This window comes from Mitsuokella multacida DSM 20544, from assembly GCF_000155955.1.
Taxonomy (GTDB): domain Bacteria; phylum Bacillota; class Negativicutes; order Selenomonadales; family Selenomonadaceae; genus Mitsuokella; species Mitsuokella multacida.
Map to the genome: position 1 here is coordinate 485,325 of NZ_GG697142.2, position 13,073 is coordinate 498,397.

17 protein-coding genes are annotated in these 13,073 nt (G+C 49.1%); 12 read left to right on the forward strand and 5 right to left on the reverse strand.

Annotated features, from left to right (window positions below; genetic code table 11):
* A partial coding sequence (locus tag MITSMUL_RS09010; protein ID WP_005841973.1) for an RNA-guided endonuclease TnpB family protein occupies positions 1-423 on the reverse strand: 423 nt, incomplete at its 3' end.
* Positions 424-428: 5 nt separating this feature from the next.
* A complete protein-coding gene (gene tnpA / locus MITSMUL_RS09015) occupies positions 429-836 on the reverse strand; it encodes an IS200/IS605 family transposase (protein WP_040636137.1) in 408 nt (135 codons plus the stop codon).
* A gap of 317 nt (positions 837-1,153) precedes the next feature.
* On the opposite strand from tnpA (MITSMUL_RS09015), the gene MITSMUL_RS09020 reads away from it, so the two are divergent.
* Both MITSMUL_RS09020 and MITSMUL_RS09025 read left to right on the forward strand, forming a co-directional pair.
* Entirely contained in the window at positions 1,154-1,696 is a 543-nt protein-coding gene (locus tag MITSMUL_RS09020; protein ID WP_005841978.1) for a cupin domain-containing protein, read from the forward strand.
* Between the two features lie 20 nt (positions 1,697-1,716).
* Complete coding sequence (locus tag MITSMUL_RS09025; RefSeq protein ID WP_005841979.1) at positions 1,717-2,832, forward strand: alpha/beta hydrolase; 1,116 nt, start codon at positions 1,717-1,719, stop codon at positions 2,830-2,832.
* A 57-nt stretch (positions 2,833-2,889) separates the two neighbouring features.
* Here MITSMUL_RS09025 and MITSMUL_RS09030 read toward each other — a convergent pair whose 3' ends face one another.
* The gene (locus tag MITSMUL_RS09030) at positions 2,890-3,798 is read right to left on the reverse strand and encodes a LysR family transcriptional regulator (protein ID WP_211205235.1); all 909 of its coding nucleotides are present in this window, start codon (positions 3,796-3,798) and stop codon (positions 2,890-2,892) included.
* Between the two features lie 65 nt (positions 3,799-3,863).
* Between MITSMUL_RS09030 and MITSMUL_RS09035 the strand changes: the two genes are divergently transcribed.
* Entirely contained in the window at positions 3,864-4,277 is a 414-nt protein-coding gene (locus tag MITSMUL_RS09035; RefSeq protein WP_005841983.1) for a flavodoxin, read from the forward strand.
* Between the two features lie 126 nt (positions 4,278-4,403).
* Here the strand turns inward: MITSMUL_RS09035 and MITSMUL_RS09040 are convergent, their stop codons facing one another.
* A complete protein-coding gene (locus tag MITSMUL_RS09040) occupies positions 4,404-5,009 on the reverse strand; it encodes a TetR/AcrR family transcriptional regulator (protein ID WP_005841985.1) in 606 nt (201 codons plus the stop codon).
* 122 nt (positions 5,010-5,131) lie between these two features.
* Here MITSMUL_RS09040 and MITSMUL_RS09045 point away from each other — a divergent pair, with 122 nt between their 5' ends.
* From MITSMUL_RS09045 to tnpB, 8 genes are all read left to right on the forward strand, one after another.
* Positions 5,132-5,824, forward strand: coding sequence for a DsbA family oxidoreductase (locus MITSMUL_RS09045; protein ID WP_005841986.1), 693 nt, complete (start codon positions 5,132-5,134; stop codon positions 5,822-5,824).
* Positions 5,825-5,838: 14 nt separating this feature from the next.
* A complete protein-coding gene (locus MITSMUL_RS09050) occupies positions 5,839-6,321 on the forward strand; it encodes an MBL fold metallo-hydrolase (RefSeq protein ID WP_005841988.1) in 483 nt (160 codons plus the stop codon).
* Positions 6,322-6,498: 177 nt separating this feature from the next.
* The gene (locus tag MITSMUL_RS09055; protein ID WP_040636138.1) at positions 6,499-7,509 is read left to right on the forward strand and encodes an NADH:flavin oxidoreductase; all 1,011 of its coding nucleotides are present in this window, start codon (positions 6,499-6,501) and stop codon (positions 7,507-7,509) included.
* 57 nt (positions 7,510-7,566) lie between these two features.
* Positions 7,567-8,163 (forward strand): hypothetical protein, encoded by a 597-nt coding sequence (locus tag MITSMUL_RS09060; RefSeq protein ID WP_005841992.1) that lies wholly within the window; start codon positions 7,567-7,569, stop codon positions 8,161-8,163.
* A 66-nt stretch (positions 8,164-8,229) separates the two neighbouring features.
* Entirely contained in the window at positions 8,230-8,811 is a 582-nt protein-coding gene (locus MITSMUL_RS12160; RefSeq protein ID WP_005841994.1) for a TetR/AcrR family transcriptional regulator, read from the forward strand.
* A 61-nt stretch (positions 8,812-8,872) separates the two neighbouring features.
* Positions 8,873-9,631, forward strand: coding sequence for an SDR family NAD(P)-dependent oxidoreductase (locus tag MITSMUL_RS09070; protein WP_005841996.1), 759 nt, complete (start codon positions 8,873-8,875; stop codon positions 9,629-9,631).
* A 243-nt stretch (positions 9,632-9,874) separates the two neighbouring features.
* Positions 9,875-10,282 (forward strand): IS200/IS605 family transposase, encoded by a 408-nt coding sequence (gene tnpA, locus MITSMUL_RS09075; protein WP_040636139.1) that lies wholly within the window; start codon positions 9,875-9,877, stop codon positions 10,280-10,282.
* Positions 10,283-10,287: 5 nt separating this feature from the next.
* Positions 10,288-11,412, forward strand: coding sequence for an IS200/IS605 family element RNA-guided endonuclease TnpB (tnpB, locus tag MITSMUL_RS09080; protein ID WP_005842000.1), 1,125 nt, complete (start codon positions 10,288-10,290; stop codon positions 11,410-11,412).
* Positions 11,413-11,821: 409 nt separating this feature from the next.
* Here the strand turns inward: tnpB and MITSMUL_RS09085 are convergent, their stop codons facing one another.
* Complete coding sequence (locus tag MITSMUL_RS09085) at positions 11,822-12,178, reverse strand: hypothetical protein (protein ID WP_071599946.1); 357 nt, start codon at positions 12,176-12,178, stop codon at positions 11,822-11,824.
* Here MITSMUL_RS09085 and MITSMUL_RS09090 point away from each other — a divergent pair.
* On the forward strand, positions 12,159-13,073 hold the full coding sequence (locus tag MITSMUL_RS09090) for a carboxylesterase family protein (RefSeq protein WP_071599947.1): 915 nt from the start codon (positions 12,159-12,161) through the stop codon (positions 13,071-13,073). The genes MITSMUL_RS09085 and MITSMUL_RS09090 overlap by 20 nt on opposite strands.

Below are 13,073 nucleotides of genomic sequence, written 5' to 3' on the forward strand. Positions count from 1 at the left end.
CTTGATTCTCACAAGACCGAGCTTCGGGAGTTTGATCCTCTTGCCGATGATACGGATACCGTTTGTTTGATTGCGCGTCCGATAGGACTGGCTGTGACTATGCTTCGACTTGAAGCGTGGGTATCTTGCCCGCTTTGCAAAGAAGTTCTGAAATGCGCGATCAAGATTCCGCAGGGATTCCTGCAATGCCATGCTGTCCACTTCAGACAGCCATCTAGTTTCCTCGCGCTTCTTGAGGTCGGTGAGCAATTTGCTTGTCTTGACGTAAGTCAGCGAATTGTGATTCGCTTTCCATTCGTCGCGACGCACCGCGAGGAAGTGGTTGAATACGAAACGTGCACAGCCCAGCGTGCGATTGATGAGGTTTTCCTGTGTTCTGTTCGGATAGATGCGGAACTTATAGCCAAGCGTGTATGTTTCCATTTTTCTCACTTCCTTTGCGATGTCTTTTGGCTCTCGATATACTGCTTGACGATTCCAAGCGGCGCACCGCCGACCGTAGAACAGAAATAGGAATTTGTCCAAAGTGTCGGCAATTTCGTTGTCAGCCAATGAAATTCCTGTCTTAGTATCCTCGACGTTTTGCCCTTGATTGTCTTCACCGCTTTGTGAATTCCGAATTGCGGATCTACCTCCAAAAGCAGATGTACATGGTCTGGCATGATTTCCATCTCGATGACCTCAAAGTGACTTTCGGCCGCGATGGACTGTATGAGCTCCTTCAATCTCACATCCACACCATTTACGAGCACTTTGCGACGATACTTAGGACAGAATACAATGTGATATTTACAGGAATATACGATGTTACGGTTTGAATGATATACTCTGTTCATATTTGTATTATACTACAATTTATTAGTTAATACAATAATTGAGGAGGAAAAAGTTGTCCGCCTTCAATTGCTTACGCAAATTCGGCGGACGCGCCTTATATCCCCAGCCCTAAAGGACGGGGGTTTACGGCGCATTTTGATAAAAAGCAACAAAAGAAATTCCCCTCAGGCTGGCGGGGAATTTTCGGCCAAGTAAGAAGATGAATGAGAAAGAAGGATGTATTTTGGCGAAGAAAGCACTCGTCGTCTATTTTTCTTGGACTATACTCACTCCAATGACATAGTACTTACCATCATCATTACGAGGGGGATTTTATATGAATATCCGCAATGTGATTCCGAAAGTGGCAAAAGGGCTGGCAGCTTCCGCTCTTTTGGCGAGTACGGCGCTGTCTGTGCCGACATGCCTTGCTGCTGACCTTAATGTGAAAAATGCTCAAACGGAAACGGAAATCACGCAAGCACTCATGCAGGAAGGCGGTGCGGTCTATCCCATCGGGCAGCCGAACACAGGATATGCCAAGTATTTCACGGGCAGGAGTTTCCTGTTCCCCATGCAGGGCAAGGGCGTGAATGTAGCCAATGTGACATTTGAGCCGGGGTGCATCAATTTTTGGCATAAGCATCATGGAAGCTGTCAAGTCTTGGCCGGGGTATCGGGCAAGGGTTACTACCAGATTTGGGGCGAGGAGCCGAAGGAACTGTTGCCGGGCGAAAGCGTCACCATCCCGGAGAATGTGAAACATTGGCATGGGGCACAGCACACGAGCTGGTTCCAGCACCTCTCCATTATGAAGGAAGGCGCATCAACAGAGTGGTTGGAGCCTGTGAGCGAAGCAGAGTATGCGAAACTGAAATGAGCAGTGCGAGGAGGTAAACGATGCGAGAGAAGCATTTAGCAAAGCAGATACTGGTAGCCTTGGCGTGTGGTGTCTTTTTGGTGATAGGCGGCAATTCCCCTGCCTTGGCGGCAGAGAACACGCTCTCTAAGGCTCCGGCAGAAACCATCAAGGCCAGCCAGCTTTCGGAAAAATGGGATAAGGTATTCCCGGAAAACCGGCAGGTGACTCACCACAAGGTGACCTTCCACAATCGCTATGGACTTACCTTGGTGGGTGACCTCTATATGCCAAAAAGCATGAAGCAAGACGACAAGCTTCCAGCTATAGCCATGGCAGGCCCCTACGGAGCCGTCAAGGAGCAGGTTTCCGGCCGCTATGCGCAAGAAATGGCGGCACGGGGATTCCTTACGCTGGCCTTTGACCCTTCCTTTACGGGGGAGAGTGCCGGGCAGCCCCGCAACACAACCTCGCCGGACATCAACACCGAGGACTTTTCGGCAGCGGTAGATTTCTTGTCCAACCATGAAAATGTGGCCGAAGGGCAGATTGGAATCCTCGGCATCTGCGGGTGGGGAGGATTTGCGCTGAATGCTGCGGCTATGGATCCGCGCATCAAGGCCACGGTGACTTCCACCATGTACGATATGAGCCGCAATATTGCCAACGGCTATTTTGACAACGGAAAGGATGCCGCCGAACTTAGGGCAAACCGTTTGGAATCCCGCAAGAAAATCAGCGCACAGCGCACCCAGGATTACAAGAACGGCACCTACCAAATGGCAGGAGGCGTTCCCACCGAGGTGACGGAGGATATGCCCCAGTTCGTCAAGGACTACCATGACTTTTATCAGACAAAGCGTGGCTATCATCCCCGTTCCTTCGGCTCAACCACGGGGGCAACTCTGAGCTCTTTGCTCGACTTTATGAATATGCCGCTCCTTTCCTACAGCAGTGAAATCGAGACACCTGTCTTGATGATTCATGGGGAGAAGGCGCATTCCCGCTACTATAGCGAGGATGCTTTCAAAAGGCTCACCGGTAGCAACAAGGAGCTGTATATCGTGCCGGGAGCCGTGCATACTGACCTTTACGACAGGATGGACATAATTCCATTTGACAAGATTGAAGCATTTTTCCGGGCTAACCTGAAATAAGGATTTGCCGAACTGATAAGACAAAAAGCAGCCTTTTGCAACGAGGCTGCTTTTTCCTTATGGGAAGATGGGTGGGGCAGAATTGTTGTACCTTGACTGGATGAACTGGAGGAAGCGAGTGGTGGCGGTGCTGAAAGCGTGATTCTTTTTCCATGCCAGCACATGCCCCGTGATGCGCTCCGGTGCCAGAGGAACGAATCGGATGCCCTGTGGGGGACGGATGGCAAGGGAGCCTTGGACGCAGATCAGGCAGCCGATGCCTTGTTGCACGAGGAGCAGCCCATTGGTAGGCAGATTGTGGGAGGCGACGATATTGAGGCTGTCCGCCTCCATGCCCAGCCAACGGGCAATTTCCTCGATGACGATGGTGCGGCGAGGAATGATGAGAGGGAGTCCCTGTATGTCCTCCGTTGTCAGCGCTTCCTTGTTGGCCAATGGGGAATTCTCCCGCAAGGCAATACCCCAGCGTTCGTAGAAGGGGAGGCGCAGGAAATCGTATTTGGCCGTCTCTACCGGCTCCAAGAGAATGCCGAGGTCAATGCTCCCACGGTCAATCTTCTCGCGGATGTCATTGCCGTCCGCGCTGTAAAGCTCATAGCACACCAACGGGTAATCCCGGCTGAAGGCCGACATCGTTTCCGGCAAAAGGCGGGAGGCGACACTTTCCACACAGTCAATCGTCACGATGCCGCCGATGCGTTCTTCCTGCTCGGCAATCTCGCGCCGGGCCTTGTCGGCCAAGGCAACAATCTCCTTGGCTCTCTGCTGGAAGAGAAAACCGCTGTCGGACAGGGTAAGGTGCCTCCGCTTCCTGACGAACAGCTCCGTGCCGAGGTCTTTCTCCATGTCCGCGATTTGTCGGGAGAGGGTTGGCTGGGTGATGTGCAAATCCTTAGCCGCCTGTGTCATGTTGCCCGCCTTGGCAATGGCGAGGAAGTATTTCAGAACGCGAATGTCCAGTTCCATCTGAGCGCCACCTCTTTCTGTGTTTTTCATAGTATAGCATGAGGAGAAAGACAGGTAAATGAATTTTGCTCAATTTTGGAGCCGATCTCTACGAGATACGCTCCGAAGAGTCATACACCTCGCATGATTTGGACTATAACGATGAAAGCACCAGAGCCACGGTGGAACAGAAGGACGACAAAGCCCGTCCGGCTCTGGCAGATAAAAGCGCCAATATCTCAAGCTATGAAACCATTGTGTTGGCCTACCCAATTTGGTGGGGACAGGCACTGCACATTATGGACACCTTTGTGGAAAGCTATGATTTTACCGGCAAGAAAATAACCGCCATCTGTACATCAGGCGGTAGTGACATTGGTTCAAGTGCAGACTATCCGAAAGAACTTGCCAAGGGCAAGGCCGAATGGAAACAAGGGAGGCTTTTCAGCACACAAACATCAGCGGGAGAAATAAAGGACTGGTTTGATGGTTTGTTTTGAATGAAGCGTAGTCGAAACTAGCTAAGTGGCTTACAATAAAAATCGACTTAGGGGGTGCAAAATCCTCGCCGAGGGGGTGCAAATGCACCCCCTTCTCTTTTTGCCGAAGCATTATCCCGCAAGGCTTCAAGCTATCTCATAATTAACATATGCTCGTAAAATTCTTCGCACCATATCCTCCAGTAAAATTTCACCATCACTTAAACACCATTCAAAAATACAGCCTTTAACTATAGTGCAAATATCCGCACTGACTTTATGAGCGTCAGTATTTTCTTTCAGATAACCGGCTCTCTGTGCCGCTACAAGCTCCATCTCGCATCTGGCCATAACCGTGTCCTCGGCAAATTTGCCATTCGTTTCCCCCATATAGTTGTGGAGTGCCTGATTGCCGGGGGTGTAGAAACTCTTCATGAACTTTACGCCCAATGCGGTGTACTTGCAAATGAGATGCAGATAAAGTTCCGTGATACGTCCGGCAATATCGGATAAGGGGGTATTTAACTCAATTTCGGAAAAGGATGTCCCACGGACGAAGTGTATCAAGAGTTCGTCCTTGTTCTTGAAATGGTAATAAAATGTACCCGTGGCAACATCTGCTCTCTCGCAAACTCTCCGCACCGTGATATAGTCTGCGCCATGTTCCTCGATGAGAGCAATTGCGGCGGTCATGACTTTTTCTTTGTTTTCCTCCGGGTTATCCTTCTTGGGTGGGCGTCCGCACTTTTTCATAGGCTCACTATCTCCCTTGCAAATATTTTTAGAACACGCTCGATTTCTATTGACATTATATACTGCTTTGTGTATAATTGCAATATCGAACATGTTCTATATTTCTCAAGGAGGACTAGAAGATGAAAATTGAATTGTGGTCGGATTATGCCTGTCCCTTCTGCTATATTGGCGAGAAACGGTTGGAAAAGGCACTTGCCGAGATTGACGGCGGCGATAAAGTAGAAGTCGAATTTAAGAGTTTTGAGCTTGACCCTTATGCCAGCCGCGAGGTTGTTTCGTCCACGTTAGACCGCTTTGCCGTGAAGTATCATCTCAGCAAGGAGGAGGCGGCAGAACGCATTGAGGCCATATCCCGCATGGGCAGAAGTGAAGGCATCGACTTCCGCTATATTTCTACTCGTTACACGAATACCTTTGATTCCCTGCGCCTTACGAAATATGCTCAAGCAAAGGGGAAAAGCGAAATCATTACGCAGTTGTTTGATGCCTACTTTACCAAGAATTTGGAACTGGCCGACCATGATGTGCTGAAAAACATCGCTGGTCAATGCGGCTTGGATAGCGAGGAGGTGTCGGCGGTGCTGGCAAGCGACCGTTACGCTGCCGAGGTACGCACCGATGAGCAGGAAGCGATGGAGCGTGGCATTCATGGTGTGCCGTATTTCCTGATTAACGGTAAATACACAGCCTCCGGCGCACAGCCGACGGCTATGTTGAAGGAAGCCATCGAAAAGATACTCGCTGAAGAAGCATCGGCGGCATCCTTGGAAGGCATGGTATGTGGGGCTAATGGTTGTAATTTTGCACAATAAGGTAGGCGAGCATCATGATTTTATCGTTGCCCGTGACAGGCGTTTTTACCACCAATGCCTACTTTTACATTGATGATGTCACCGTACATGGTTTTTTGCTTGATCCGGGTGCGGAGGCTAACACGCTTTTAGCCGTTATTCGTCAAAAAGGATTCATCATAGAGAAGATACTGCTCACGCATGGACATTTCGACCATATGGAAGCCGCAACGGAAATCAGCGATGCGCTCTCTGTTCCTATCTGTATGCACGAAAAAGGGCGCGATTATGCGGAGAATCCTCGCTGGAATCTCTCGGAAGGCTGTGGGCTATATATCAAATTGGATGATGTGAATTATTTGCCGGACGGGAGCGAGATTGCCCTCGAGGCAAACCAAGCATTTTCTTTGGCCATGCATCATGTTCCCGGCCATACAACGGATAGCGTGTTCTATTATAGTGCCAAGGACAATGTGGCCTTTGTCGGCGATTCCATTTTCAAAACAGCTTCGGTTTGACACATTTTCCCGGTGGGGATGAGGGAACATTGATGCAAAGTGTAACCGGGAAAATCCTGAATCTGCCGGAGAAGACCATCTTGCTGTCCGGGCATACAGAACCAACTACCGTGGGAGCGGAGCGGAAACGGTCATGGTATGCACCATTTTTGTGATGATTTTGGGGAGGAAGATAGAGTGGAGGCAAAATACAAATTGTCGCTGACGCCGATAGCCATAGGTAATGTGATACTTAAAAACCGTATCGTCATGCCGCCCATTGCAACATATCAAAGCACAGATGACGGAAAAGTAACGAACAAAATGTTGGATTATTATGGAGCGCGGGCAACTGGCAATCTCGCCATGATAATCACGGAACACAGTTACATCGACATTCGTGGCAAAGCGCGGCAGAATCAGCTATCCATCTCATCCGATGGAGACATTGAGGGCTTGAAACGGCTGGTGGATGCCATTCACAAAAGCGGGACAAGGGCAGTGGCTCAATTAAACCACGCCGGCAGTGCTGCTCCTTCTGATGTCACGGGAGAAATAGCAAAAGCTCCGAGCAGCGTGATTCTTCCTGTATCGCCGATGATGGGAGACGGAACTGCACCGCAAGAATTGACTGTGCCGCAAATTGCTGAGATTGTAGAGCAATTCGCCCGTGCTGCCGAAAGAGCGAAAACGGCCGGCTATGACGGTGTTGAAATCCATTCTGCTCATGCTTATTTATTGAACCAGTTTTATTCGCCGCTCACCAATCATCGAGAGGATAACTACGGTGGTAACATTGATAACCGACTGCGTATACACCGGGAGGTCATTCGCGCCGTTCGTGATGCCGTTGGCAAGGAATTTATAATTTCTCTTCGATTAGGTGGCTGTGACTACTCAGAGGGCGGTAGCGTTATTGAAGACAGCGTGTATGCCAGCAAGGTGCTTGCCGATGCTGGAATTGATATGCTTAACATCACCGGAGGAATGTGCCGTTACACACGGAAAGGACATAACGAGCCGGGATATTTTCAGGATATGTCGAGTGCCATAAAGAAAGCTGTTTCAATTCCCGTCATGCTGACAGGCGGAGTAAAGACTTTGGAGGACGCAGAAACGCTGTTAAAAAATGAAGCCGCAGATTTGATTGGAGTTGGCAGAGAGATTATGAAAAATCCATATTGGCTAAACGAACAACTCGAAGGCTAACGAAAAAAACCAAGTTATATTCATAGGGGGTGCAAAATCCCTGTCGAGGGGGTGCAAATGCACCCCCTTCTCTTTTTGCCGAAGCCTTGTCATGTATGGCTTAGCAACGATAAATACCGCAGGGTCATCTACAAATATGGCGGCAAGAAATGCCAGACATCCCATGTGACCGAGGAGAAAGTTAAGGTGACCTTCGTTACGGCATTCAACAAGCTGGTGACGGAGCGGGAGGAGATTGTTGCCAACGCTGAGATGGTTCGGCAGACGCTTTGCGATACCACGGAGTTGGAGCAGGAGAAAGCCACCTTGGGTCAGGAATTGGCGGTGCTGGTGGAGATGACGCAGAACTGCATCGCCGAGAACGCCCGTATCGCCCAAGATCAAGGGGCGTATCAGAAATACTACAACGGCTTGGTGGAGCGGTACGAGGCGGCGAAGTCACGCTTCGACGAGGTGACGGAGGCCATCGCAGAGCGGTCAGCCAAGAGCGAGAGGCTGGCGGGATTCATCAAGAAGCTCGAAGCACAGAACGAGCCTGTGGCAGGGTTCGACGAGCAGCTGTGGGGCTGCATGGTGGACTATGTGACGGCGGGCGGATGGCGGCATGACGGTGGTGTTCCGGGACGGGACGGGGATGCGGGGGTAAAAATGTAAAATACATTTCCCAATATTTATAGAGAACACTTGACAATTACTGAATGAACATTTATTATTAACACCATGAGAACAATCGATGAAGAGAAACGCAACAAAATCGTTCAGGCTGTCTTTGATATTGTAACGGAGGAAGGGTTAGCAGGACTGGCCTTTTCCAAGATTGCCAAAAGGGTCAAGGTCAGTACCGCAACGGCCTATGTCTACTTTGAAAACAAGGAGGACATGATTTCAAAGATATATATTGATGTCAAGCAGCTTTTTGATGAGGGGCTGAAAGAAAGTATTGAGCAAGGCACAACTATGCGTGAACGCCTGTTCCATTGCGTCTTTCATTTTGTCCGGAGATTCTGCGAGCACCCTCGTGAGGCCAATTTTGTCCTAGCCTTGCAGGACAATCCTGAGTATCTGTCAGAGGAAGCTACAAAAGTCGCCGAGTATTACACCAAGCCTATGCTGGTTCTGTATGAGGAGGCACTGAGCCAAAGGCTTTTGAAAGCACAGAACGTCAGCGAGATTAACGCATTCCTGTTTGCCCCCATACTCTGGCTTATGAAAGAGTATGATTTGCAAAAGAAGCCATATTCGGCTGATGATTTTAAGCCATTGATTTGGGTTAGTGTAGATTCCATATTGAATAACCGCTGAAAAATGCGGTTATTCTTTAGTATAATAAGTGAATGATTGTTTAATAAAGGGAGGGACAAAAATGGAAGCTAAGTCAAGGAAAACAGTAATTATCACTGGAGGGACAACAGGAATCGGTAAGGCAACTGCGATAAAATTTGCCGAAAACAACTATAATGTTGTCATTACGAGCCGTGATGCAAAAAAAGAAACGGTTGTAAAAAATGAATTCAAGGCGAAAGGACTGGAAGTAGATTTCCAGGTATTGGATGTCAGAAACGAAGGACAAGTAGAGGCCCTGATAAAAGAAACGGTTGCCAAATATGGGAAATTAGATGTTATGGTCAATAACTCCGGAATCTCTTTAGGAAATGCTGTATTGGCAGAAACCGAATCGGATGATTTGAAACAAATGCTTGATACGAATGTAATGGGTGTCTACTATGGAATGAAATATGCGATAAAAGAAATGCTAAAAACAAATGGCGGCTCTATTGTAAACCTAGCCTCCATCGCGGGACTTAATGGGTTATACGCAACGGCGCAATATAACGCGACCAAACATGCGGTGGTCGGTCTGACGAAAGGGGCAGCCATTGATTATGCACAGCAGGGAATACGTATCAATGCAGTAGCACCGGGAGCTATCAAAACGGATATCCTGCAAAATGCTATTGATGCTGGGACTTACGATGTATCAGGCATAGAAGCGATTCATCCTATGAACAGATTAGGAAGACCGGAAGATATTGCAAATGGAATTTTCTTCCTTGCATCCGATGAGAACAAATTTATTACGGGAGCTATCCTAAGTATTGATGGCGGATATAATGCCAAATAAATAGCTAAGCAGTAAACACAACTGCGGGGAAGGTTGGCGATGCCTTTCCCGTTGTTGTGTTGCATTTCATTTCTGCGAGATGCGATTTTTGACGAAAAGATTATCAAAATGCACCGTAAAACCCCGTCCTTTAGGGCTGGGGATATAAGGCGCGTTCGCCGAATTTGCGTAAGCAATTGAAGGCGGACAACTTTTTCCTCCTTAATCATTGTATTAACCACTAAAGTATAGTATAATACAAATATGAACAGAGTATATCATTCGAATCGTAACATCGTATATTCCTGTAAGTATCACATTGTATTCTGTCCTAAGTATCGTCGAAAAGTGCTCGTGAATGGTGTGGATGTGAGATTGAAGGAGCTCATACAGTCCATCGCGGCCGAAAACCACTTTGAGGTCATCGAGATGGAAATCATGCCAGACCATGTACACCTGCTTTTGGAGGTAGACCCGCAATTCGGAATTCACAAAGCGGTGAAGACAATCAAGGGCAAAACGTCGAGGATACTAAGACAGGAATTTCATTGGCTGACAACGAAACTGCCGACACTTTGGACAAATTCCTATTTCTGTTCTACGGTCGGCGGTGCGCCGCTTGGAATCGTAAAGCAGTATATCGAGAGCCAAAAGACATCGCAAAGGAAGTGAGGAAAATGGAAACGTACACGCTCGGCTATAAGTTCCGCATCTATCCGAACAGAACACAGGAAAACCTCATCAACCGCACGCTTGGCTGTGCACGTTTCGTATTCAACCACTTCCTCGCGGTGCGTCGCGACGAATGGAAAGCGAATCACAATTCGCTGACTTACGTCAAGACAAGCAAATTGCTCACCGACCTCAAGAAGCGCGAGGAAACTAGATGGCTGTCTGAAGTAGACAGCATGGCATTGCAGGAATCCCTGCGGAATCTTGATCGCGCATTTCAGAACTTCTTTGCAAAGCGGGCAAGATACCCACGCTTCAAGTCGAAGCATAGTCACAGCCAGTCCTATCGGACGCGCAATCAAACAAACGGTATCCGTATCATCGGCAAGAGGATCAAACTCCCGAAGCTCGGTCTTGTGAGAATCAAGCAGAGCCGTGACTTCGGTGGCCGGATTCTTTCTACTACGGTAAGCCGGGCTGCCTCAGGCAAATACTACCTTTCGCTTTGTGTCGAAGTAGAAAAAGGATCCTTGTCCTGCCCAAACGATGGCAAGCAGATTGGTATTGACGTTGGGGTGAAGGTATTCTATTCGGATAGCAACGGCGATATCGTAGAGAACCCACATCCACTGAAAAAGCTCCAGCGCAAGCTCCGCCGTGAGCAACGGCGGCTTTCCCGAAAGATGCCGAAGTCGGTGAACCGTGAAAGAGCGCGCGTCCGTGTTGCTCGTGTCCATGAACGTATCGCAAATATCCGCAGGGATTTCCTTCACAAGATATCGACACGGCTTGCTCGTGAAAATCAAACAGTAGCCGTAGAACATCTGAACATCAAGGGGATGCTGCGGAATCACAGACTCGCGAAGTCCATTTCCGATGCAAGCTGGAGCGAGTTCTTCCGCCAACTCACATACAAGACGGAACTGCACGGGGGCGAATTGCTCAAGGTCGATACATTCTACCCATCGAGTCAAACATGCTCTGTTTGTGGCTATCAGAACCCACTGACCAAAGATTTGAGTGTCCGCGAATGGGATTGCCCAGCGTGCGGAACCCATCACGACAGAGATGTGAACGCCGCAAAGAACATCCTGCGCAAGGCTTTGGAAGACAAATCCAAAGTTGCATGAACGGAAATAAAACATACCGTGGGGCACACGGGAATTCACGCTTGGGGAGATCGTGTAAGACGCCAATTCCTCGGAGGCGGCGCAGTGGTCGTCGAACCAAGAATCCCCTGCCTTTAGGCATGGGGAGTGTCAATGAGCATACCAATAAGTGGTTAGTTGGTGGAATTTACGAGGATGTGTCGCGATAGTAACAGACCGAGTCTGTGGCAGAGTTTAACGAGCGGCTCTGGGGCTGCATGGTGGATTATGTGACAGTGGGCGTGGATGGCGGCATGACCGTGATATTTAGGGATGGGACGGGGATGAAAGTACAAAATAGCATATAAATTGTATATGCGGCATTTGTTGTCTCGCCACAAAGCAGGAATCTTGCAGTATAGCAAGTTCCTGCTTTTTCATCATACTGTTTTTACCTACCCATCACTCGCTCCATGACGTGGATAAATTCCATAACGTGCTCCGTCGGATCTTTGGCGTACAGGATTCCATAGGGGACGGCATATTCCTTGCCCCAATCGCAAGTGAGCGTGACCAAGGCCGGATGGATTCCGTCCCAAAGGTCAACGGAAATCATTGGTCGCCCGGTGTTTTCCGCATAGTTAAACACATTGAAATCATATGGTGGGACATCATGGATATGGATTTGCGGATGATTTTCCTCAATCTCATCGCGCAAGTTGTCGATATAGGATGTATCGCCGCGCTCCACCATGAGGATGGTTTCGCCATATAAATCCGTAAGCCTGATGGCCAGCCCGAAGGCCAAAGGCTTGTTCAAAAATATCATCGCCATGTCCGCCCCGGTCATGTACGCCAACGGCCATTCCGTTTCGCCGGAACAGGCCGAGGAACGCGGTATAGGTTTGGCCAAGGCAGCAGGGCTGAATAATGCCACTGCCGAACAGCTTCGTGCGCTGTCCACGGAAGAGATTTTAGCCTTGGAGAATAACTATTTGCTGGATGGCATCATCACCAGAGATGGCGAGTATGTCCCTACCAGTATCGCCGAAGCCTTCCAAGAGGGACGTGTCGACGGTGAGCGGCTGGGGATTGGCAATGTGCAAAATGAAGGCTCTTTCTTTGCCGCCTTGACGGAGAGTGCCGCCGGAAAACCGATGGACGAGGTCGCTTATCGCGACAATTTGGAAGCCTTGGAGAAACAGTATGCTCTGCCGGGATTTGCAGACAAGGTGATGCAGGAATACCCCGCTTCCGATTACGGCAGTCCGGCCGAGGCTTATGCCCAAGTCATCACGGACAGTTGGTTCGCCGCGCCGATTTATCGGATTGCCGACTCCCTTGATAACCAAATCAAAGTCTATTACTACGAGTTCAGCGACCCGACTTGCCCCAAGTATGTGACAACGGACTTTGCGCAGGGTACGGCGCACACCTACGAACTGCCCTATCTGTTTCCCGGTTTCCACGGCTCTTCCGACCTCAGCACCGATCTCAATAAAAAGCAACAGAAGGTTGCCAAGGAAATGGTCAAGTTGTGGACGGGTATGTCCGAGGTGGACAGGCGGGGCATTTGGGAGCGTTTTGACAGCGACCGCGCCCAGTATCTGAAACTTGGTCAAGGCAAGCCGCAGATGATGGACATGAAAGACTATAGAGAACGCCATCACTTTGATTTTTGGCAAAACATCCGACTGTATTGA